This window comes from Enterococcus wangshanyuanii (genome assembly GCF_002197645.1).
Classification (GTDB): Bacteria; Bacillota; Bacilli; order Lactobacillales; family Enterococcaceae; genus Enterococcus_L; species Enterococcus_L wangshanyuanii.
In genome coordinates this window covers 2677811-2700658 of sequence record NZ_CP021874.1, presented here as the reverse complement: position 1 = coordinate 2700658, position 22848 = coordinate 2677811, and the positions used below count along the sequence as shown (strand labels likewise).

Annotated in this window: 17 protein-coding genes; 7 read left to right on the top strand and 10 right to left on the bottom strand. The window is 39.4% G+C overall.

Annotated features, from left to right (window positions below; genetic code table 11):
- Window positions 1-55: 55 nt before the first annotated feature.
- A complete protein-coding gene (locus CC204_RS13345) occupies window positions 56-793 on the bottom strand; it encodes a DUF5105 domain-containing protein (protein WP_088270611.1) in 738 nt (245 codons plus the stop codon).
- Window positions 794-838: 45 nt separating this feature from the next.
- Window positions 839-2383, bottom strand: coding sequence for a gluconokinase (locus CC204_RS13340; RefSeq protein WP_088270610.1), 1545 nt, complete (start codon window positions 2381-2383; stop codon window positions 839-841).
- 102 nt (window positions 2384-2485) lie between these two features.
- Between CC204_RS13340 and CC204_RS13335 the strand changes: the two genes are divergently transcribed.
- Window positions 2486-3175: a prepilin peptidase gene (locus CC204_RS13335; RefSeq protein ID WP_088270609.1), complete on the top strand. Its 690-nt coding sequence runs from the start codon at window positions 2486-2488 to the stop codon at window positions 3173-3175.
- Window positions 3176-3217: 42 nt separating this feature from the next.
- Here the strand turns inward: CC204_RS13335 and msrA are convergent, their stop codons facing one another.
- Window positions 3218-3748 carry a peptide-methionine (S)-S-oxide reductase MsrA gene (msrA, locus tag CC204_RS13330; protein ID WP_087640470.1) on the bottom strand — a complete coding sequence of 177 codons (531 nt, stop codon included), beginning with the start codon at window positions 3746-3748 and terminating at the stop codon, window positions 3218-3220.
- Between the two features lie 127 nt (window positions 3749-3875).
- On the opposite strand from msrA, the gene CC204_RS13325 reads away from it, so the two are divergent.
- Window positions 3876-4595, top strand: a complete 720-nt coding sequence (locus CC204_RS13325; RefSeq protein WP_088270608.1) for a glucosamine-6-phosphate deaminase — start codon at window positions 3876-3878, stop codon at window positions 4593-4595.
- A 43-nt stretch (window positions 4596-4638) separates the two neighbouring features.
- Here CC204_RS13325 and rpoC read toward each other — a convergent pair whose 3' ends face one another.
- From rpoC to CC204_RS13305, 3 genes are all read right to left on the bottom strand, one after another.
- Window positions 4639-8292, bottom strand: coding sequence for a DNA-directed RNA polymerase subunit beta' (gene rpoC / locus CC204_RS13320; protein WP_088270607.1), 3654 nt, complete (start codon window positions 8290-8292; stop codon window positions 4639-4641).
- A gap of 159 nt (window positions 8293-8451) precedes the next feature.
- Complete coding sequence (gene rpoB / locus CC204_RS13315) at window positions 8452-12069, bottom strand: DNA-directed RNA polymerase subunit beta (RefSeq protein ID WP_162288355.1); 3618 nt, start codon at window positions 12067-12069, stop codon at window positions 8452-8454.
- A 352-nt stretch (window positions 12070-12421) separates the two neighbouring features.
- Entirely contained in the window at window positions 12422-12997 is a 576-nt protein-coding gene (locus tag CC204_RS13305; RefSeq protein WP_088270605.1) for a bactofilin family protein, read from the bottom strand.
- A 447-nt stretch (window positions 12998-13444) separates the two neighbouring features.
- Between CC204_RS13305 and CC204_RS13300 the strand changes: the two genes are divergently transcribed.
- From CC204_RS13300 to CC204_RS13290, 3 genes are all read left to right on the top strand, one after another.
- Window positions 13445-14422, top strand: a complete 978-nt coding sequence (locus tag CC204_RS13300; RefSeq protein ID WP_088270604.1) for an ABC transporter substrate-binding protein — start codon at window positions 13445-13447, stop codon at window positions 14420-14422.
- Between the two features lie 95 nt (window positions 14423-14517).
- On the top strand, window positions 14518-15468 hold the full coding sequence (locus CC204_RS13295) for an ABC transporter permease (protein ID WP_088271724.1): 951 nt from the start codon (window positions 14518-14520) through the stop codon (window positions 15466-15468).
- On the top strand, window positions 15468-16271 hold the full coding sequence (locus tag CC204_RS13290; RefSeq protein WP_088270603.1) for an ABC transporter ATP-binding protein: 804 nt from the start codon (window positions 15468-15470) through the stop codon (window positions 16269-16271). The genes CC204_RS13295 and CC204_RS13290 overlap by 1 nt, the downstream gene beginning before the upstream one ends.
- Before the next feature lie 88 nt (window positions 16272-16359).
- Here the strand turns inward: CC204_RS13290 and CC204_RS13285 are convergent, their stop codons facing one another.
- Entirely contained in the window at window positions 16360-16572 is a 213-nt protein-coding gene (locus tag CC204_RS13285; protein ID WP_088270602.1) for a zinc ribbon domain-containing protein, read from the bottom strand.
- Window positions 16573-16775: 203 nt separating this feature from the next.
- On the opposite strand from CC204_RS13285, the gene CC204_RS13280 reads away from it, so the two are divergent.
- Complete coding sequence (locus CC204_RS13280; RefSeq protein WP_088270601.1) at window positions 16776-17753, top strand: biotin--[acetyl-CoA-carboxylase] ligase; 978 nt, start codon at window positions 16776-16778, stop codon at window positions 17751-17753.
- Between the two features lie 133 nt (window positions 17754-17886).
- Complete coding sequence (locus tag CC204_RS13275) at window positions 17887-18867, top strand: LPXTG cell wall anchor domain-containing protein (protein WP_157894287.1); 981 nt, start codon at window positions 17887-17889, stop codon at window positions 18865-18867.
- Between the two features lie 113 nt (window positions 18868-18980).
- Here CC204_RS13275 and menA read toward each other — a convergent pair whose 3' ends face one another.
- From menA to pplA, 3 genes are all read right to left on the bottom strand, one after another.
- On the bottom strand, window positions 18981-19934 hold the full coding sequence (gene menA, locus CC204_RS13270; RefSeq protein ID WP_088270599.1) for a 1,4-dihydroxy-2-naphthoate polyprenyltransferase: 954 nt from the start codon (window positions 19932-19934) through the stop codon (window positions 18981-18983).
- An 11-nt stretch (window positions 19935-19945) separates the two neighbouring features.
- A complete protein-coding gene (locus tag CC204_RS13265; protein ID WP_088270598.1) occupies window positions 19946-21019 on the bottom strand; it encodes an FAD:protein FMN transferase in 1074 nt (357 codons plus the stop codon).
- Between the two features lie 795 nt (window positions 21020-21814).
- Window positions 21815-22744, bottom strand: a complete 930-nt coding sequence (gene pplA, locus CC204_RS13260; RefSeq protein WP_088270597.1) for an extracellular electron transfer flavoprotein PplA — start codon at window positions 22742-22744, stop codon at window positions 21815-21817.
- Between the last annotated feature and the right edge of the window lie 104 nt (window positions 22745-22848).

Sequence of the window (22848 nt, the reverse complement as noted above, 5' to 3'; positions counted from 1 at the left end):
TAAAATCTTTCATTTTTATATTATTTATCATTTGATAATAATTATAATCTAACACTTAATCATTATTTACGATCGGTTGGGAGTCCAACGAATCAATAATTTCTTTAGCGACCTCATTCATCGCCACTTCCAACTCTTCATTCATCGCATCTTCACTTTCAGTACCAGCAATGAATGCTAGAAAAAGGTTGAAGACTGCATCTTTTTGATCTTTCGGGACAAACCATTTCCCTTTTTCTTTTTCTAGCCGAATCTTAAGTTCCACCGGATCTGTTTTGATCTTGATCGTTTGAACACGTTCTTCTAAAATTGAAAAGGTGGCATCTAGCGTTTTTTGATCATTATTGGCAAGGTCAGAGCTCTCCATTGTTTTCTTAACTAATTCTCTTGTCATTTCCTGCATCGCACTGACTAAATCTAAACCTGTAACGTAATATGAAATTGTCGCACCTTTTTTATTCTCATCGATTTGGACAACTTTATATGACGTTTTCTCTCTCGCTTGCTGCAAAAGTTCTTTCGTTAACTGGCTCGATTGTTCTTCTTTCACTGTTGCACCAGCAGAAGACAAGCCACTAGCAAAATTTTCTTCAAATTTTTTACTATTTTCATCCAATTCTTTACTGGCCTGTTCACCATCTCGAAATTCTTTTTTGAATTTATTGCCTTCTTTTTGATAAATAAGCTGATCGATCAATAGCTCGCCGGCTTCTTCTGCTGAAATTCCCTTTGCCCCGCAACTTGTCAGAAGAAATCCAACAACTATCAACGGGACAAACCATAATTTCTTCATCCTCTTTCCTCCATTCTCTCATGTATTAGTAAAATAAGTCTATTGTTATCGATCAAAAAGTCCGTCTAAATCAGCTCTCAATTTTGCCAACTGATGATAACTTGCCGACAATTGCTGCTGCGTAGCCAAGTATATCGGATATAGTTGCTGATAGATCTGATTCCTAGACGGTGTTGGGATCACAGTTTCATAAATCTGCACATTTTTACAAGCCTGTTCTAAATCATTGATTTTTCCTACGCTCTGCCAACCAAGCAAAACAGCACCTAAAGCTGATGCTTCAATACTTTCCGTCAATGATAATTCATAGCCTAAAACATCTGCCATGATTTCTTTAAACACCTCAGAATCTGCAAATCCGCCAGTTGCTCGTATTTCCTGTACAGGACCGCCCAATTCTTCCAACTCAGTCAGTATCCTTTTAAAGTTCAAGCAGATTCCTTCTATCACTGCCCGCATCATCACTTTATCATCATGATTTCGTTTTAAGCCGACAAAACTACCGGCAGCTTCGGCATCCCATAATGGTGCCCGCTCCCCAAGTAAATAAGGATGAAATAATAATCCCTTAGCACCCACTGGTACTTCCTTCACCTGTTCCATCACAGCATCATAGGAATTTTTCCCGGCAATTCGTGCATCCAACTGTACTTCCTTAAGTAAATTTTCACAGGCCCAATCAAAAATGCCTGCGCCATTACTTGTTGCACCACCAATGACCCAATGTTTTTCGTCCAGCAAACAACAGAAGGTTTCCGCCTGCGGATGTGTATACGGTTGATCAACGATATAACGTAAAGCGCCGCTAGTGCCTACGGTTAACGTTGCTGTACCTTTTGCTATCGCCCCAAGGCCTAAATTAGATAAGGGACCATCGGCTCCTCCCAAAACAAAAATCGTTTGCTCTGTTACCCCTATTTGTTCAGCTAACTCTTTATTTAGTCCTGTCATTTGATATGTAGGTGAAGCTAACAACGGTAACTGTTCTTGTGTAATCTGCATTTCGTCTAGCGCCTGGCGATCCCAGTCAAGAGTATGAATATTAAAAAAACCAGTTCCTGAAGCTGTGCTAAAATCAGTGATATATCGATTGAAAAAGCGATAAAAAACATACTCTTTCATGCCAATAAATTTTTCTGCTCGGGCAAAAATTTCTGCATGCTGCTCCTTCAGCCAACGAATTTTGTGAAATGGCGTCATCGGGTGCATCGGCATCCCTGTATTCTGATAAACCGTTTGTCCCAGCAACGTATTTTTGAATGCTTCTGCATATTTTTCTGCTCGATTATCCGCCCAAGTAATCACTCGTGTCAATGGCTGGCCTTTCTTATCTACGGCAATCAACCCATGCATCGCCGTTGAAAATGAAATCACAGAAATCTCTAAGGGCTGAACGGCTGATACTACTTGGCTAATACAGGAGACAACCGCTTGAAAAATTTGCTCTACATCCTGCTCTGCCATTCCCTCTGCTTCTTGGATCAACGGATAGCGAATATACGCTGATGTCCGAACAGTTCCATCTTCGTTAAAGCCAACTGCTTTTGTTTGTGTCGTTCCGATATCTACACCGATCGCTATTTCTTTCATTTTCTCGCTCCTTTTCTCTTACTTCAATTATTCCTAATAAAAAAATATTTGTCTAGTTAAAAAAGGAATTATTTGCGTATTTTTATTTAGAGGAGGGATTTCATGTGGTTGTTTCGGTTTATTATTGGCAGTGTGGTCGGTTCTTTTCTTTGCTTAGTTGCTGAAAGAGTGCCGATCGGGAAGTCTATTGTTGTTCCTGCATCACAGTGTTCAGAGTGTCATACCAAATTAGGATTTTTCGAGTTGATTCCAATTATCTCCATTATTTTATTAAGATTTCGCTGCCGTTACTGTTATCATAGATTGCCAGTCAGTTATTTGTTTAGTGAGTTTATTGTTGGTTTTCTATTTCTATTGACAGATTTTGGTAACAGTTATTCCATGTACATTTTCTTCTTTTCGCTTGTCGCTTTTACTTTGACCTTGACTGATATCTTTTATTTGATTGTGGAGCCTAAGCTATTTTTCCCTTTCATATTGTTGCTATTTAGCTTTCACTATTCTCTAAAATTGCCATTTCATATAATTACCGGCGTCTTCCTATTTATCATTCTGACTAGCTTAAATCACCTATTCACGGAAGCTATCGGAGGTGGGGATATTCTTTTAATTACCTCTTGGGGAGTGCTGCTTGGCAATAAATCATTGATTTTGCTATTATTTATTGCCAGTGGTTGTGCATTATTTGTTTCATTATTGTTTCGTCTCATTTTAAAACAAAAAATAAAACAGCTTCCGTTTGTTCCATTTTTAGCATTCGCCTTATTTCTGATACTTTATCTAGATAAATAAAGAGATAAGAGCAATAATGCCCTTATCTCCCTTTCTCTCGTTTTAGTTCTTCCAATTTTTCCGAATAAATCCTGCACGCCCAGATCCCTCACGATACAGATTATAATGAACACTGTGTTTCTTATAATAATCTTGGTGGTAGTCCTCTGCTGGATAAAATGGTTGAGCAGATTCTATCTTAGTGACGATCGGTTGTGTAAAACGACCACTTGCTTGCAATGCTGCTTTTGATTTCTCGGCAATTTCTTTTTGTGCTTCACTTGAGTAAAAAATCACTGGACGATAGGAATCGCCTCGATCGGCAAATTGTCCTAGGGCATCTGTCGGATCTGTCTGCTGCCAATAAATTTCTACCAGTTCTTCGTACGATATAATTTCTGGGTCATATGTGATTTCTACTGCTTCTGTATGACCGGTAGTACCTGTTGTGACCTGTGCATAGGTGGGATTTTCTATGTGTCCGCCAGTATATCCTGACACGACAGAAATAATCCCTGGCTGACTATCAAATGGCTTCACCATACACCAGAAGCAACCACCAGCAAAAATAGCTTTTTCATATGTTTTTTCCATTTTGCATCACCTCTTTTTCTATCATAAGCTGATTATTCGAATAATCCTATTCTTTTGCTTAAAGTCCATTGACATGGGATGGTTCCCACATGATACATTAAACAAAAAGCAAAGGATGTGTGTGTATATGAAAATCATCATAGAAGAAAACTATGAAAAAATGAGCCGTGTAGCCGCAAATGTTTTATTAGGTAAAATGTATCAAAACAAACGAGTAAACTTAGCGATCACAGCAGGATCGACGCCAGTTAAAATGTACGAGTATCTTGTAGAGGATGTCAAAAACAAAGCGTATTTTGATAATGTTCACTACTATAATTTCGATGAAATTCCTTTCAAGAAAAAAACAGGCTATGGTGTCACTATGTCAAATTTAAACAAACTATTTTTTGAACCAGCAGAAATCGATTCCGATCATATTCACCCGCTTGACGAAAAAAATTACAAAACCCAAGATGCAAGAATTGCCCAAGATGGCGGTTTAGATTTGATTTTACTTGGGATTGGCGCTGACGGTCATTACTGTGGAAATCTGCCAGGAACAACAACCTTTGAAAACTTAACTTCTGTGGTAGATGAAAATGCCACTGAAAATATGAAAGATATTCTGCTTAGCGAAGTTGGCGGAGACGAAAGCGAGCGTCCTGATTTTTATGTAACAATGGGACCGAAAAGCGTCATGCAAGCAAAAGAAATCGTGCTATTTGCTACAGGAGCGAAAAAAGCGAAGATCATTAAACAAGCTTTCTTTGGTCCTGTAACGAATGATGTTCCGGCATCTCTACTTCAAGTTCATCCGAACTTAACCATCATTTTAGATAAGGAAGCCGCTGCAGAACTTGATTAAAACAAAAAAGCTAGAATCGATTACGATTCTAGCTTTTTTTTGTTTATTTATTTAACTCGTTCAACGCATCTTCAGCAGCCATTTGTGCTTCAATATCAGAGATACTGTAGACATTTTCGCTAGCTACGCCGACTTCTTTTGGTTCCATGTTACGGTAACGAGCCATACCAGTACCAGCTGGGATGATCTTACCAATGATAACATTTTCTTTCAATCCAAGTAATGGATCTTTCTTACCGCGAATCGCAGCATCTGTCAACACACGTGTTGTTTCTTGGAATGACGCAGCAGATAAGAAACTGTTTGTTTCCAATGATGCTTTTGTGATTCCTAGTAACACTGGACGGCTTGTTGCAGGAACTCCGCCAGCTACTAATGTATCGTAGTTACGATCTTTAAATTCTGCGATATCAAGTAATGTACCTGGTAAGATTTCAGTATCACCTGGATCCATGACACGAACTTTACGCAGCATTTGACGAACCATTACCTCGATATGTTTATCGCCGATTTCTACCCCTTGCATACGGTACACACGTTGTACTTCACGCAATAAGTAGTTTTCAACAGATAATACATCGCGGACTTGCAGCAATTGTTTCGGATCGATCGAACCTTCTGTCAACGGCTCACCACGATGGATCGTATCGCCTTCAGCAACTTTCATACGAGCAGTATAAGGAACAGTATACGTACGTGTATCTGTTTTCCCTTTGATCGTTACTTCTTTTTGACGTGTTGCAGGATCTTCAGAGATATCGATGACTTCACCGGTAACTTCTGTGATGACTGCTTGCCCTTTCGGATTACGCGCTTCAAAGATTTCTTGGACACGGGGAAGACCTTGAGTGATATCATCACCGGCAACCCCGCCGGTATGGAACGTACGCATTGTCAATTGTGTACCAGGTTCTCCGATTGATTGAGCTGCGATCGTACCAACAGCTTCACCAACTTCAACACCTGAACCAGTTGCTAAGTTACGGCCATAACAGTGTTTACATACACCGTGTTTTGTATTACATGTAAATACGGAACGAATCGTTACTGTTTCGATACCTGCATCTACGATTTCTTTTGCAAGATCTTCTGAGATCAATTGGTCTTCACCAATGATGACTTTACCTGTTTCAGGATGGATCACTGATTTACGAGTGTAACGTCCAAGCAGACGTTCTTCAAGTGTTTCAATGATTTCATTTCCTTCACGGATCGCTTGGATCACTAAGCCACGGTCTGTTCCACAATCGTCTTCACGAATGATCACATCTTGTGCTACGTCAACTAGACGACGAGTCAAGTAACCTGAATCGGCTGTCTTCAAGGCTGTATCGGTCATCCCTTTACGAGCTCCGTGAGTAGAGATAAACATTTCCAAGACAGAAAGTCCTTCACGGAAGTTAGAGATGATCGGCAATTCCATGATACGTCCGTTCGGAGCAGCCATCAATCCACGCATACCAGCAAGCTGAGTAAAGTTGGAGATGTTACCACGGGCTCCAGAATCTGACATCATGAAGATTGGATTTTTCGCATCCATACTTTCGATCAGTTTTTGTTGGATCTCATCTTTCGCAGCATTCCACACGCCGATAACACGTTCATAACGTTCGTCATCTGTGATCAGACCACGACGGAATTGTTTCGTGATATTTTCGACTTGTTTATGTGCATTTTCAATGATTTCTTGTTTCTCATGTAAGACCATGATATCTGCGATACCAACCGTCATCCCCGCATGAGTTGAGTGTTTGTATCCTAAGTCTTTCATTCTATCAAGCATCTTAGAAGTTTCAGTGATATGGAATCTCTTGAAGACTTCTGCAATGATATTTCCTAGATTTTTCTTCTTGAAAGGCAAGACTAATTCTTGTGCTTTAATGTGGGCAGGAATATCTGTTCCAGCTTCTACAAAGTAGTTGTCCGGCGTTTGGACCGTTAAGTTGTAGTCAGTTGGTTCATTCAAGTAAGGGAATTCTACTGGCATGATTTCATTAAAGATAATCTTACCGACAGTTGTGATCAAAATACGTTCTTTTTGCCAATCCGTAAATGGTTTGTCGCCAAGTAAAGTTGTTTGAACACCGATACGTGAGTGTAAATGGACATAACCATTACGCCATGCTAACACAGCTTCATTCATGTCACGGAAGATCATACCTTCCCCTTCACGTTCGTCTTCTTCCATTGTTAGGTAGTAGTTACCTAAGACCATATCTTGAGATGGAGTAACAACTGGTTTACCATCTTTCGGGTTCAAGATGTTTTGTGCTGCTAACATCAACATACGCGCTTCAGCTTGTGCTTCTTCATTCAGCGGTACGTGAACGGCCATTTGGTCTCCATCGAAATCGGCATTGTAGGCTTCACATACTAATGGGTGAAGACGAATCGCACGACCTTCAACTAAGACAGGTTCAAAGGCTTGGATACCAAGTCTGTGTAACGTAGGTGCCCGGTTAAGTAAAACTGGATGTTCTTGGATAACTTCTTCTAGAATATCCCAAACTTCATCTTCACCGCGTTCGATTTTACGTTTTGCATTCTTGATGTTTGTTGCGATTTCACGTTGAACCAATTCGCGCATTACGAATGGTTTGAACAATTCGATCGCCATTTCTTTTGGTAGACCACATTGGTACATTTTCAGGTTAGGTCCTACGACGATAACTGAACGACCAGAGTAATCCACACGTTTACCCAGTAAGTTTTGACGGAAACGACCTTGTTTCCCTTTCAACATATGAGAAAGTGATTTCAATGGACGGTTACCAGGTCCTGTAACAGGACGGCCGCGACGACCATTATCGATCAATGCGTCAACTGCTTCTTGCAGCATACGTTTTTCATTTTGCACGATGATACTTGGTGCATTCAAGTCTAATAGACGTTTCAAACGGTTATTACGGTTGATTACACGACGGTACAAGTCATTCAAGTCAGAAGTCGCAAAACGACCACCTTCTAATTGAACCATCGGACGTAAATCAGGCGGGATAACAGGGATAACATCCATAACCATCCAGCTTGGCAAGTTTCCAGAAGCACGGAAGGCTTCTAAAATATCCAAACGACGGATCGCACGTGTTCTTTTTTGACCTTGAGCAGATTTCAACTCTTCTTTTAATTGAGTTACTTCACCATCTAAGTCAACATTATCCAATAATTGTTTGACAGCTTCTGCACCCATTGCTGCAGTAAAGCCTTGACCATATTGGTCACGTTTGTCGCGGTATTCGCGCTCTGTCAATAATTGTTTTTTCTCTAAAGAAGTATCTCCAGCATCAATTACTACGTAAGAAGCAAAGTAGATGATTTCTTCTAATGCACGCGGGCTCATGTCTAACACAAGACCCATACGAGATGGAATACCTTTGAAATACCAGATATGTGAAACAGGTGCTGCTAACTCGATATGTCCCATACGTTCACGACGAACTTTAGAACGAGTCACTTCTACACCACAACGATCACAAACGATACCTTTATAACGAATACGTTTATATTTTCCGCAAGCACATTCCCAGTCTTTGGTTGGACCGAAAATACGTTCACAGAATAACCCTTCACGTTCAGGTTTTAGCGTACGGTAGTTAATCGTTTCAGGTTTCTTTACTTCACCGTAAGACCAGCTTCTGATCTTTTCTGGAGAAGCCAAACCTATTTGCATACTTTCGAATTTATTTACATCGATCAAAAGGAATTCCCTCCATTTCTTGATAGGAAAAGTTAGGGCGAGAAGAAAATAGAGTACTTTTTCAACTTCGTATTTTCTTCCGCCAATTGAATCAGCTTTCTTTATACTAAGAAAACTGAAACAAATCTAACTTGACAATTTTACTATGACTTCGAACAATTAGTTTTTAGTATCTTCAGCTGTTTCAATTTCTTGTTCAAGAACTGCATCGGCAGCTTCTTTTGCTTCAGCTGCTTCTTTTTCTAATTGTTTCGCTGATTGTTGTTCGGCAAATTTTGTTAGGGCATCAACTGTGATCAAGTCATCATCATCGTCATCCATATCACGCAATTCGATTTCTTGTTCTTCAATGTCCAATACGCGCATATCTAATCCAAGTGATTGTAACTCTTTCACCAATACACGGAATGATTCCGGTACACCTGGTTTTGGAATTGGTTCACCTTTGACGATCGCTTCGTATGTTTTCACACGACCAACCACGTCATCAGATTTGTACGTTAAGATTTCTTGTAATGTATAAGCTGCACCATATGCTTCCAGTGCCCATACTTCCATTTCCCCAAAACGTTGTCCACCAAATTGAGCTTTACCTCCAAGTGGTTGTTGAGTAACAAGTGAGTATGGTCCAATAGAACGAGCATGCAATTTATCATCGACCATGTGGGCCAATTTGATCATGTACATTACACCAACAGAGATACGGTTATCGAATGGTTCACCAGTACGTCCATCGTAAAGTACTGTTTTCGCATCACTAGCCATACCAGCTTCACGAACAGTGTCCCAAACGTCATCATCATTAGCCCCATCAAATACTGGCGTTGCAATGTGGATACCTAATTGACGGGCAGCCATTCCTAAGTGCAACTCTAGTACTTGTCCGATATTCATACGTGATGGTACCCCTAATGGGTTCAACATGATATCGATCGGTGTGCCATCTGGTAAGAACGGCATGTCTTCTTCCGGCATAATACGGGATACGACCCCTTTATTTCCGTGACGACCGGCCATTTTATCCCCTTCGTTGATCTTACGTTTTTGAACGATATACACACGAACGAGCATATTCACACCTGGTGACAATTCGTCGCCAGCTTCGCGAGTAAAGATTTTCACATCGTGAACGATCCCGCCGCCGCCATGAGGCACACGTAGAGAGGTATCACGAACTTCACGGGCTTTTTCACCAAAGATTGCATGTAGTAAACGCTCTTCAGCAGATAACTCAGTTACCCCTTTAGGCGTTACTTTACCTACTAATAGATCGCCATCTTTAACCTCAGCACCGATACGAATGATTCCCATTTCGTCAAGATCTTTCAACGCATCTTCACCAACGTTTGGAATTTCGCGAGTGATTTCTTCAGGTCCTAATTTTGTATCACGAGCTTCTGATTCATATTCTTCAATATGAATAGATGTATACACATCATCTTTCACCAAACGACGGCTCATGATGATCGCATCCTCGTAGTTGTACCCTTCCCACGTCATGAATCCAACAAGTACGTTTTGTCCTAAAGCCATTTCTCCTTCTTCCATAGAAGGTCCATCTGCTAATGTATCGCCTTTTTCAACTTTTTCGCCTAAAAGAACGATTGGACGTTGGTTGTAGCTTGTACCTGAATTTGAACGACGGAATTTTGTGACCATGTATTTATCTAATGCGCCATTGTCACGGCGAACGCGTACTTCTGATGCATCCACATATTCAACGACACCATCATGTTTACATAAAAGAGCGGCACCTGAGTCATGTGCAGATTTGTATTCCATACCAGTTCCCACAAGTGGTGAACGAGGTTGGATCAAAGGCACTGCTTGACGTTGCATGTTGGCACCCATCAAGGCACGGTTGGAGTCATCGTTTTCCAAGAAAGGAATACATGCAGTCGCCACGGCAACTACTTGTTTCGGTGAAACGTCCATGTAATCGACTTTATCGATCGTTACTTCAAGGTTTTCACTTTGTAGACGAGCCATTACTAATTCTTCAGCAAAGGTTCCATCTTCGTTTAAACGTGAGTTTGCTTGCGCTACGATATAGTGGTCTTCCGTGTCAGCAGTTAGGTAATCCACTTGGTCTGTTACTTTTCCAGTTGCACGGTCCACACGACGATACGGAGTTTCAATAAAGCCAAATTTATTGACTTTGGCATAACTTGATAAGCTATTGATCAAACCGATATTCGGGCCCTCAGGCGTTTCGATCGGACACATACGGCCATAGTGAGAATAGTGAACGTCTCGTACTTCATAGCCGGCACGGTCACGAGTCAAACCACCAGGTCCTAAGGCAGATAGACGACGTTTGTGTGTCAACTCACCTAGAGGATTTGTTTGGTCCATGAACTGTGATAGCTGAGAAGAACCAAAGAATTCTTTGATACTTGCTACAACTGGACGAATATTGATCAATTGTTGTGGTGTCAATGTTTCAGTGTCTTGAATAGACATTCTTTCACGAACCACACGTTCCATACGCGCTAAACCGATACGGAATTGATTTTGTAATAATTCACCGACTGAACGGATACGACGGTTTCCTAAGTGATCGATGTCATCCACATTACCGATATCTTCTTGTAAATTGAAGAAGTAGCTCATTGAAGCAACGATATCTGCTGGACGAACTGTTTTCACACTTGTATCAGGATACCCATTACCGATCACATTAACGATACGCTCAGGATCTTTTGGAGAAAGAACTTTGATGACTTGAACTGTCATTGGTTCAGTTACCACACCGTCTTCGCTAGGGTAATAAGTCACGCTGTTTAGTCCGTTATCGATATGCTCACCTAATGTTTCCATTACTTGGTGCGTCAACACTGTTCCTTTTTCAACAAGGATTTCTCCTGTTTCAGGATCGATCAGTGTTTCTCCTAAAGTTAGGTTCAATAGACGTGTTTTTAAATCTAATTTTTTGTTGACTTTATAACGACCAACATTTGCTAAGTCGTAACGTTTTGGATCAAAGAAACGAGCATTCAGTAAGTTACGAGAACTATCTGCTGTTTTAGGTTCGCCTGGGCGAAGACGCTCATAAATATCTTTTAGCCCTTCTTCTGTACGAGAATCGCTAGCATTTTTGTGTAAATCTTTTTCGATCGTATTACGTAAACTTAATGACTCACCGAAAATTTCAAAAATCGTATCATCAGAACCGAAACCTAAAGCACGGACTAAGACAGTTAAAGGAATTTTACGAGTACGGTCAATACGCACATAAGAAATATCCTTGGCATCTGTTTCCATTTCCAACCATGCGCCACGGTTAGGGATCACAGTTGAGCCAAAGCCTTCTTTCCCATTTTTATCTACTTTGCCATGGAAATATACACCTGGTGAACGTACTAATTGAGAAACGATAACACGTTCTGCTCCATTGATGATAAATGTTCCCATTTCAGTCATTAGAGGGAAATCACCGAAGAAAACTTCTTGTGATTTGATTTCTCCAGATTCACGGTTTGTTAATCTTAGAGTGACATGTAAAGGTGCAGAATAGTTTGCGTCATGTGAACGCGCTTCTTCTACAGTGTACTTAGGTTCTTTTAATTCATAATCCACGAATTCCAACGATAGATTTCCTTGGAAATCATCAATTGGTAAAATGTCTTCAAACATTTCTCTTAAGCCTTCATCTAAAAACCATTGGTAAGAGTCTGTTTGAATCTCAATCAAGTTGGGTAATTCCAACACTTCACTGATCCGGGCGAAACTTCTACGTTCGCGGTGTTTTCCGTATTTTACTACGTGTCCAGCCAAGCTCTTCACTCCTCTAATTAAAAGTCTATCAAAACACTAACCGAAAACATTTCATTAATATTACAAATATTAAATATTCGTAATATTGAGCATTTTTTGCAGTTTTTAGGCAAAAAAAAACCAAAAATAGAATGTGCTCTTGAAAATTTCTCGTGCGTTTCTACTTTTGTTTCCCTATTAAAAACCGGAACGGACAATATTTCGCTCCTGCTTCGTCACTTTTCAGATAGTTTTTGCATCTATACACTATACTTCCTTCTATAGTAAAAGTCAAGTTGTTTCGCAACCTTTTATCATAATAAAAAAGGCACTCGATTATCTGATCGAGTACCTCTATAATATGGGACTATTTTTATTGAACGGTTACGTCACCAGTTACTTCTGCGCCTTCTTCATCAAGTTTAGCAGATGTTTTGTATTCTTCTTTTTCAAAAGTCACGTTTCCGTCAACTTTTGCGCCATTCAAAACAAAACCATTTGCTTTTACTAAGATGTTTCCTTTAACTGTTCCGTTAACGATATTGAAGTTTTCAGATTCAACCACTAATTCAGGAACAGTGATTGTGTATTCAGCAGTCACTTTACGATCTGCGTCTTGTGAATATAACGCTAATTTTCTATAAATATCCGCTGAAGAATCTCCCTTATCATGGAATTCACCTGCAACAGTTACATCTTTATCGAAAGTAACGTCTGCAGTTGCTGCAATGATCCAGTTTCCGTCTTCGCCTAATGCTGTTTCAAGCACTTCTGGTTTGTCACTCACTGAAGCTGAACTTACAGCATCCATGCTTGAGCTTGTTGAAGTTGCTTCTGTTTTACTGTCAGATGAGCTTGCTTTTGTGTCTTTACTGTCGCTGTTACATGCGCCTAATACCAATACTGTTGCTGCTAATGTACCTAAGGTAACTAATTTTTTTGAAATCATAATTATTCTCCTAGTCTTTTTTAATTTTATCTCCAATTTAAATTCTAGCACGTAAGGAAGAAAATTTAAAATATTAGACTTTTTTAAATAAAAAAATAAATTGTCTGAAAATTTTAAATAATCTGTTGACATTCTTCCCATGTTTCCTTTATACTAAACACAATTCAATTTGCGGAGGAGATTACTATGACTTACTTAATCAACCCACAACTGAATAAAGCTTACTTTAGCTATTTTAGATAGGTTTGTATTCATGAAATCATGGGTGCAAACAGCAAAAACTGTTTTTGTATCTATGATGGCTAGAGCACTTTGCACTGAACAAACAGCCACGTAGACAATCCTAAGTGGCAAACGAAAGTATTGAACTGACGACTTTTATCAATCCATTTAGGCATATTGTCTGAATGGATTTTTTGTTTTAACAAACATACTGGAGGAATTGAGATGAAAAAGAAATTACTAGGATTGAGTATTTTATCAGCAGTCGCTTTACTTACACTTGGCGCTTGTGGAAACGACAAAAAAGCAGATTCAGGATCAGACAGTGACATGAAAAAAATCGGTGTGTTACAACCTGTCGAACATGGTTCATTGGATGCTGCTTTTGAAGGATTCAAAGAAGGCTTAGCTGAAAATGGCTTTAAAGAAGGCGAAAACCTAACGATCGAATACACCAATGCACAAAATGATCAGGCCCAATTAAAAAGCATGAGCGAAAAGTTGGTCAAAGAAAAGCCCGATTTATTGCTAGGGATCGCAACACCTGCTGCACAATCATTATTAAACGAAACCACAGATATCCCCATTGTAGTAACTGCCGTTACTGATTTAGTTGGAGCCAAATTAGTGAAATCAGACGAAAAGCCAGGCGGAAATGTAACAGGAACAACCGATATCGTACCGATCGACAAGCAAATTGCTTTATTGCTAAACATCGTTCCTGATGCGAAAACCGTTGGAATCATGTACAACGCTGGAGAAGCCAACTCCAAGATCCAAGCTGACATGGCTGAAAAAGCCCTAAAAGCTGAAGGCATCCAGACAAAAATTTTAACAGCAAACTCAACAAATGATGTTCAACAAGTAACAACTAGCTTAGCAAAAGATGTTGATGCTATCTATATTCCTACAGATAATACCTTCGCTTCCGCCGCTGCAGTCATCGGAGAAGTAGCTAAAGAACATAAAATCCCTGTGATTGCTGGTTCGATCGAGCAAGTAGAACAAGGTGGGCTAGCAACTGTTGGGATCGACTACAAAGCGTTAGGGAAACAAACAGGTGTCATGGCAGCTAAAATCCTTAAAGGAGAAGCACAGCCTGCAGATATGCCTGTTGAAAAAGCCAAAGACTTAGAACTGTTTGTAAATGAAGACATGGCAAAAGCGCTAGATATCGATCCAGACACGATCAAAGCGCCTTGATTTGACTACTGCTAAATAGAACATCAGTGGTGCAAAAACGATACGTTCTTTTGCATCACTCTGCTACATAAAATTACTGAAAGAAGCTGATTTTGTTGATAGACATATTACTTTCCTCCACCTCGCAAGGCCTTTTATGGTCATTATTGGCGATTGGGGTATTCCTGACTTACCGTATTTTAGATATTGCTGATTTAACTACCGAAGGGAGTTTTCCTTTAGGCGGTGCTGTAGCAGCAGTGATCTTAGCAAAAGATCCCGCTTCCTGGCCTGCTCCTTTTCAATCATTGTTCAGTCTCCATTCCATGGTAGCGCCGATTACAGCATTAATTATTGCTTTTATTGCAGGGATGCTGGCTGGACTTGTTTCTGGTTTACTGCATACAAAACTAAAAATCCCTGCTCTATTAGCAGGCATCATTACCATGACTGGCTTGTACAGTATCAACTCCCGTATTATGGGCGCGCCGAATATTTCTTTGATTGGGACAGATTCGATTTTCTCACATGCTCAATCCTTAGGCCTTTCAAAGGTAAACAGCACGATTTTTGTCGGTGCATTGATTGTGATCATCGTTATTATTTTACTTGTTTTATTCTTTAGAACAGAAATCGGATTGGCTACTCGCGCCACTGGAGATAATCTTGATATGAGTGAAGCAAACGGGATCAATACAGATAACATGAAAATCATCGGCTATATGCTGTCAAATGGCTGTATTGCTCTAGCTGGTGCTTTGTTAGTTCAAAACAATAACTTTGCCGATCTGAATTCTGGAATAGGGACAATTGTTATTGGATTGGCTTCGATTATTATTGCCGAAGTCTTATTCAAAAATAAATCATTAGGTCTACGCTTGATTACAATCGTGATCGGCGCCATTCTTTACCGTTTTATTCTTGCCTGCGTATTAGAGTTACGTGTCGATCCAGCAGACTTAAAACTATTCTCAGCAATTATTTTAGTGATCTGCTTATCATCACCATTGATCCAAAAAAAATTAGGGTTCTCTAAAATAGGTAAACGCAAAGGAGGCGCTAATTAATGCAGCCAGTATTAACGATCAACAATTTACATCAATACTTTGAACGCGGAACAGTCAATGAAAATCACGTGTTAAAAGGAATCGATTTGACGATCAATCAAGGTGAATTCATCACGATCATCGGTGGAAACGGTGCGGGTAAATCAACACTTTTAAACAGCATCGCAGGAACTTTACCCATCGAAGAAGGACAATTGACCTTACAAGGAAAAGACATTACGAAACAACGTGTCGTTGCTCGATCAAAACAAATCAGTCGCGTATTCCAAGACCCTAAAATGGGGACGGCAGTTCGTTTGACAGTAGAAGAAAATATGGCCCTTGCTATGAAACGAGGAAAAAAACGCGGACTTGGCAATGGTGTTCGTAAAAACGATCGTGATTTCTTTAAAGAGCAATTAGCTAGTCTAAATTTAGGACTGGAAAATCGTTTAACTGCAGAAATCGGCTTATTATCTGGTGGTCAACGTCAGGCAATCACTCTTTTGATGGCCACTCTGATTCGACCAGAACTGATTTTATTAGATGAACATACTGCCGCATTAGATCCAAAAACATCGATCACCGTTATGGAATTGACTGAAAAATTGATTCAAGAACACCAATTGACTGCCTTTATGGTTACTCATGATATGGAAGATGCTATTCGTTATGGGAACCGATTGATCATGCTGCATCAAGGGCAAGTGGTGGTTGATGTTCCCGCTGAACAGAAAAAAGATTTGACTGTGAATGAATTGATGGACATGTTCCACAAAAACAGTGGACAAGAGTTAAAAGACGATCAGTTACTTCTCGTTTAAAAAAGATAGCTCAAAATACTATTCATCAAATTAAAAGTCACTGAGTCATAGCTTGTATGCTATAGCTCAGTGACTTTTTAGGTATTAATTATCCACCTATCAAGAAATCAAGGACATTCCATCCATCAGATGTTTGACCGCGATACAATTCAGTGAATCCGCATTTTGTACAGCTGATCGTAATAAATTTCTTGTTTTGGACATCGAATATTTTCGCAAAGTTTCCTCCAGTTGCCTGAAATTGATCTGAAACATAATGCATATTTCCACACTTATCACAAACGTATTGTTGCTTTTCCATTTTTCCCCACTCCATTTCTATGATTTCCAGTATCTCTCAGCAGAAACAATCAGGTGTTCTGCTCTACTTCTTAAGTATAGCAAGCTTTCGACAAGAAATCATACATCCTAAGAAGGATATTTCTCTCGTCTTGCAGGCGGATTGTGGTTGACCCGCTTCTTCTACATCAGCTACAATAAAATCATCATAAAGGAGCGAAAAACATGTCAACTAAAAGTCAGGTACTAACCCTATTAATGAAACAAGCGCCAGATTTCATTTCGGGAGAAGAAATGGCTCAACAGCTGTCTTTATCTCGAACCGCTATTTGGAAAGCCATCAACGAACTAAAAAAAGAGGGACATATGATTTCAAGCAGCCGGAATAAAGGTTACAGTTACGACACGACGGATATATTATCCGCAGAAGGCATTAAACTAGCCTTAAGTCCCACAACGCCAACGCTTTCGATCACAATTCTTGATTCTTCTGAATCGACAATGAAAGATGCCAAATTAGCAGCAATCAACGGAGAGCCAAATAATACGTTGATCGTCGCAGATATTCAGGAAGCGCCTAAAGGACGTTTTGGACGCCCGTTCTTTTCAAAAGCAGGCAGTGGTATTTATATGAGCATGCTTTTAAGACCTAATCAACGATTTGAAGAAATGGCTCAGTATACAGTCATCATGGCTGTCGCTGCCGCCCGCGCAATGGACGAATTAGCAAACGTAACAACGGAAATCAAGTGGGTCAATGATATTTACCTGAATGGTAAAAAAATCGGTGGTATTTTATCTGAAGCAATGAGTGATGTAGAATCTGGCCAGATTTCAAATGTCATTATTGGGATGGGCATCAATTTTTCGCTCAAACAAGAAGAATTTCCAGAAGAGCTACAAGAAAAAGCCACTTCACTATTTTCCAGCAAGACTCCTACTGTCACACGCAATGAGCTGATTGCAGCCATTTGGAATCAGTTTTATCGAATTCTGGAACAATTACCAGCAGAAGACTTTTTAGAAGAGTATCGACAAAAATCCTTTGTTTTAGGCAAGACAGTTTCTTTTTCTCAAGCTGGAACAGAATATATTGGAACAGCGACTGGAATCAACGAACGTGGCGAGTTGATCGTTAAACTGTCAGATGACACTGAGAAAATTATTTCTTCTGGTGAAATCAGCTTGAGCACAATCAAATAAAGGCAGATCTCCTTTTAAAAATTAAGAATTCCTTAAGAAGACTGTTTTTTTCTTACAGAAGTTTGTTAAACATTTCATTTATGTTACATTTGTATTGCGGAATAATACGTATATTACAAAAAGGGGAATGTTTATGAAAAAAGTAATTTTTTGTTTTGCAGCTTTATTAGCACTGTTACCAATTACCAGTTTTGCCGAAGATCCACTAAGCTCTTCGGATGTCGGTGCCGTTGAAAATTCATCGATCGCGAAGGAGACGCAAAGCTCTGATAATGAATTAACACAAACACTCGAAAGTAGCCTATCACAAACTGAGGATTCCAGTACTGTCGAAACATCAAACTCTGCAGAAAATGCTTATGGCGATCACATGGACTCAACTTTAGTTGTTTTTCAGGGCGATACTGTAAGTGCTGAGATGCTCGAAGCAGATGGTTCTACTCATGGCGCTGCGCTTAGAGATTTAAAGCTCTTAGAAGAACCTTCAACAAAGACACTTGGTCGCAATGTCGTGAAAGTTAGCTTCATGCTTTATCTTTTAGATAGCGATGAAAAACAAACGGTCACTCTAGACATGAGTTATACCGTAGTGCCAGCATCACCAACCTTTGATGTCCAATTTGTCTCTTATGATTCAGCAAAAAAAGAAGTCAAAGGGAAAGTTACAGCTATCAATGGAGGAACCAACGCAGGCGTTTCTATTTATGGCTATAGCGTTCCAAGTCGTTTAGGGCTTACTGTTACAACGATCAAAGAGTTATATCCATTAATAAATCCTGGTAATACAGTCGTCACTGATACTGATGGATATTTTACTCTTCCTTATGAAGATGGGTTTAGCTTTGCTGCGTTTTCTCCACAATCTGGTGACTATTCACCAGTCTATACTTTAGATGAACAAGCCTTTGCAGGAGTACCAGTTACTGAATCATCAACCTCGGATAGCAGCAGTACCGTTCAATCTTCTTCGGCAACAAAAGAAGAAAAGAAAAAAGGCTTATTTCCAAGTACTGGTGAAAAGAAAACCGTCTATTATTCCATCGCAGGAATCGCTATCCTATTATTGATCGTACTATTTTTATTTATTAGAAGTAAAAAAGGCAAAAATAATTAAGTTCTTGCTCTTATAAAAAAATAAACGGCGAGAAAAAAAGCAATTTCTTTGGAAATAAGCTTTTTTCTCGCCGTTTATTCGTTTTTTGTTTCAGGAGCTTCTTAATTCTTACTCTACAATTTTTCTATTATGATCGTCAACAACAGCCCTAATAAATAGCAGCCATTAAATGCGATCAAGTTTTTTATCGAATAGCCAAAGCTTTTAGGATGTGGCAGCTCTTCTTTAAATAGCTTAAGGTTCTTCCAAATTTTCGGTAATGAAATAAATACCAATAAAATTGGCCATTGATAAACACCAAAAATCAGACCTATCAAAATCACTGCATAACAAGCCAGCATCAACCCTTGAAAAAGAATCACACCATGTTCACGCCCAATATAATAAACCAGCGTATAACGATGATTTTCAATATCTGTATCTAAATCTCTCAAATTGTTTGCCAACATGATATTCGCAATCGTAAATACCATCGGTAACGATGCCAAAACAATTGCCAAAACCGACCAAAGACTCCCCATCAAAGAAAATGTTCCCTGCACCCAATCTAACTGTAGATAAAATGGCGGATCATTCAAAACATTCAAATAGATCGTCATTGCGAAAATTCCAAGTCCCATCGTAAAACCACTAAATACTTCACCTAAAGGCATTCGTGATAAAGGAATTGGACCAAAAGTATAAAAAATACCGATGAAACAACAAATTCCACCCATTACTAAAAACAGCCAACCAGTTTGAACGGTCAAAAAAATCCCAACTGCTGCAGCAAAAGTAATCATAGCAAAAATCATGTTTCTCACTAAGTCAGGATCGATGCCTGCACTACCAATAATATTTTCTTCATACTTATACCTTTGAGACTTGGCTTTTTTAAAATCCATAAAATTATTGATCGCAGTTGTTGCCATGTCAAACACCACCATGCCTACAAAAAACAATAACGTATAACCTAACTGAAACTCATGAAAATAAGCGATAGAAAATAATACCCCAACTGCAAAGGGAAACAGACTGGCTAACTTTGTCTGGATTTCCACCACTTGCAAAAATACTTTCAACGACATATCTGTTCTCCTTATCTCAGGTCCTTACGATCTCCCATCGTATAGCCTGAATCTTTTCCTAATTCAAAAACTTTTTCAATATCTTTACTTACGTAAACCTTGTCTTCTTTAGTGACGAAAATCACATCGACATCTTTCAGCCCTTCCGCATACTCCAAGCCTTTTTTCACCCCCATTGAAAAGACTGCTGTCGATAGTCCATCTCCATCGATCGATTTCTTCGTGATCACGGTTACACCTGCAATATCATTATCAAAAGGATAGCCTGTTTTTGGATCGAACAAATGATGGTAGGTTTCGCCATCTACTTTTAAATAACGTTCATAGATCCCAGACGTGACAAGGGTTTTGTTGCTTTCTTGAACAGTTCCGACCACTGTGTTCCGTGCTTTATTCGGATCTTGAATCCCAACATTCCAGTCCATATCTTTCCCGCGAGGACTATGCCCCAGCACAAATACATTACCGCCCAAATCGACGATCGCAGTTGTGACGCCGTTGTCTTTCAACACCTTAACTACTTCATCCGTGATATAGCCTTTTGCAATAGCTCCTAGATCCAGCTGCATGCCCTTTTCTTCAAGATAAACCGTTTGATCCTCATCGTTTAGTTTTACTTTGTGATAATCCACTAATTTCAACGCCTGATCGATTTCTTCTTGAGAGGGTTTGCGCGCATCGTCAAAGCCGATATGCCATAATTGGGTGATTGGTCCAATCGCCATATCAAAGCCGCCAGAAGAGTCCTCACTGTACTCATACGCACGTTTGATCAAAGGGTAGACATCATCGGATACTTTTACTGGTTTTACCCCTGCTTGTTCATTGATTGCATCGATTTCTGAACCTTTTTCATTAACTGTGATTTTATCTCCCAATTCTTTCACACGAGCAAACGCTTTGTCTAAAACATCTTTTTTACCATCATCATAGATACGAACCTGTACATACGTACCAAGTAGCGATTGCTGATCTGAGTATGGCTCTTTATTTATTTTAGCGGTCTCTTCTTTTGCCCCACAGCCAGCTAAAAGAATTAGAAATAGTCCACTTAATATAGTCATTAGTACTTTTTTATTTTTCATCATATCCCTCTTTCTAAATAGAAAAATTTTCTCATCTATAGTAGCGCTTTTTCTGAGTAATGGAAAGGATTTTCTTTTGATTTATGTATTTTGATGAAATGAAATTGTTACTTGTGATTATTGAAACTTGTATGTTGGTATCTTTACTTGTGTCAGTGTTTGGTTCTTCGCCTTCTTTACTCTGGTGAGTATTATTGGGATATCTTGTGTTTTTTGCTTGTTGCTAGTCTATTCTTGTCTTTGACGTGATTTACTAGTATGGCTACTTCGCCTTGTCTGTTTGCCAAGTAATGCTCATCATCTACTCTGATGATTTTTTTTGAGTTATCTTGCTTTGTTCACTTATTGTTGCTTTATCCTTTTCTTGCCTTGGCGTGATTCACTAGTAGGGTTACTTCGCTCTCTTCACTCGCCAAGTACTGCTCATCATCTATCCTGATGAGTTTTTTTGGGTTATCTCGCGTTGTTCACTTGTTGCTAGTTTACCCTTCTCTTGCCTTGGCGTGATTCACTAGTAGGGTTACTTCGCTCTCTTCGCTCGCCAAGTACTGCTCATCATCTACTCTGATGATTTTTTTGAGTTATCTTGCTTTGTTCACTTGTTGCTGGTTTATCCTTCTTTTGCCTTGGCGTGATTCACTAGTAGGGTTACTTCGCTCTCTTCGCTCGCCAAGTACTGCTCATCATCTACTCTGGCAGAGCCAATCGTAGTGATTCGCAGCAAAAATGCAGAATTCAGATGATGATCTGAATTCTGCACATGTTTAGTTCGTCAATTGTAATTCTGTGAAAGAATTATTTTTTCATTACGATGTTGTCTACAACGATTTCGTCAGTGTTGCCTTTTTCAGCAGCATTGATTAATTGTTGAGCGTACATTACGAATGAGTGTGTGCTGTGAGTTGCACCTGTTACTACTTCTACATCAGCAGCTGATCCGCCATCTTCGCCCATTGCTTTAACGAATTCTTCGTTCAATGCAGGGATGTAAGTTTCTGGATCTGTACCTGATTTTTCTTTCATGCTCTTGTTGTAATCAGCATCATCTTTTTTAGATTTGCCTTCATCGTTTACGTTATCGTAGTTAGATTCAGTCACTTTGCCATCTTTAACAACGATTGAGAATGTTGTGTGGTAGCCGTTTGAATTATTTTTTTCGCTCAATGAATACGTACCATCTTTAAGATCCGCACCATTGTCGATTTCGATTGTTTCAGTGTTACCTGCTTGTGCAGCTTGGATCAATTGTTGTGCATAGTTTTGGAATGATTCACTAGAGTGAGTCGCACCAGTTACTACTTCTACGCCGCTTGCGCTTTGTGATTTAACAAGTGATTCGTTTAATTCTGGAATAAATTCAGCAGGGCCAACGCCTGTTTTGTCTTTCATGTTTGTTTCATAATCTTTATCTTCTGTTTTTGATTTGCCGTCAGCGTTGATGTTGTCGTATTTAGACTCTGTGATTTTGCCGTCTTTGACAGTCATTTCAAATGTTGCGCGGTAACCATTTTTTTCATTCTTTTCTTCTAATTTGTATGTGCCGTCTTGTAAATCAGCACCTGCTTCTTTTTCTGCTACTGTTGAAGAGTCTGCAGTTTTTGATGTTGCAGTACTTGAGTCAGATGATTTTGCTGTGTCTTTCTTATCATCAGATCCGCATGCTGCTAATAAAAGAGATGAAAGTGCAATAGCTGTGAATCCCTTAACAATTTTGCTCATTTTCATTTTAGTTCACCTTTTCCTTTTCTTTAACATTCCACAAACTTAGTTTGTGATATAATTTACATTCTATATAAAATTACGATTATGTCAATTAAAGTTATAAAAGA

Excerpts from the sequence above, each read along its gene's own strand:
- CC204_RS13345 (WP_088270611.1), bottom strand. The coding sequence starts at position 793 with ATGAAGAAATTATGGTTTGTCCCGTTGATAGTTGTTGGATTTCTTCTG.
- CC204_RS13340 (WP_088270610.1), bottom strand. The coding sequence starts at position 2,383 with ATGAAAGAAATAGCGATCGGTGTAGATATCGGAACGACACAAACAAAA.
- CC204_RS13300 (WP_088270604.1), top strand. The coding sequence starts at position 13,445 with ATGAAAAAGAAATTACTAGGATTGAGTATTTTATCAGCAGTCGCTTTA.
- CC204_RS13290 (WP_088270603.1), top strand. The coding sequence starts at position 15,468 with ATGCAGCCAGTATTAACGATCAACAATTTACATCAATACTTTGAACGC.
- menA (WP_088270599.1), bottom strand. The coding sequence starts at position 19,934 with ATGTCGTTGAAAGTATTTTTGCAAGTGGTGGAAATCCAGACAAAGTTA.
- msrA (WP_087640470.1), bottom strand. The coding sequence starts at position 3,748 with ATGGAAAAAACATATGAAAAAGCTATTTTTGCTGGTGGTTGCTTCTGG.
- CC204_RS13265 (WP_088270598.1), bottom strand. The coding sequence starts at position 21,019 with ATGAAAAATAAAAAAGTACTAATGACTATATTAAGTGGACTATTTCTA.
- CC204_RS13280 (WP_088270601.1), top strand. The coding sequence starts at position 16,776 with ATGTCAACTAAAAGTCAGGTACTAACCCTATTAATGAAACAAGCGCCA.
- CC204_RS13325 (WP_088270608.1), top strand. The coding sequence starts at position 3,876 with ATGAAAATCATCATAGAAGAAAACTATGAAAAAATGAGCCGTGTAGCC.
- CC204_RS13305 (WP_088270605.1), bottom strand. The coding sequence starts at position 12,997 with ATGATTTCAAAAAAATTAGTTACCTTAGGTACATTAGCAGCAACAGTA.
- CC204_RS13335 (WP_088270609.1), top strand. The coding sequence starts at position 2,486 with ATGTGGTTGTTTCGGTTTATTATTGGCAGTGTGGTCGGTTCTTTTCTT.
- CC204_RS13285 (WP_088270602.1), bottom strand. The coding sequence starts at position 16,572 with ATGGAAAAGCAACAATACGTTTGTGATAAGTGTGGAAATATGCATTAT.
- pplA (WP_088270597.1), bottom strand. The coding sequence starts at position 22,744 with ATGAAAATGAGCAAAATTGTTAAGGGATTCACAGCTATTGCACTTTCA.
- CC204_RS13275 (WP_157894287.1), top strand. The coding sequence starts at position 17,887 with ATGAAAAAAGTAATTTTTTGTTTTGCAGCTTTATTAGCACTGTTACCA.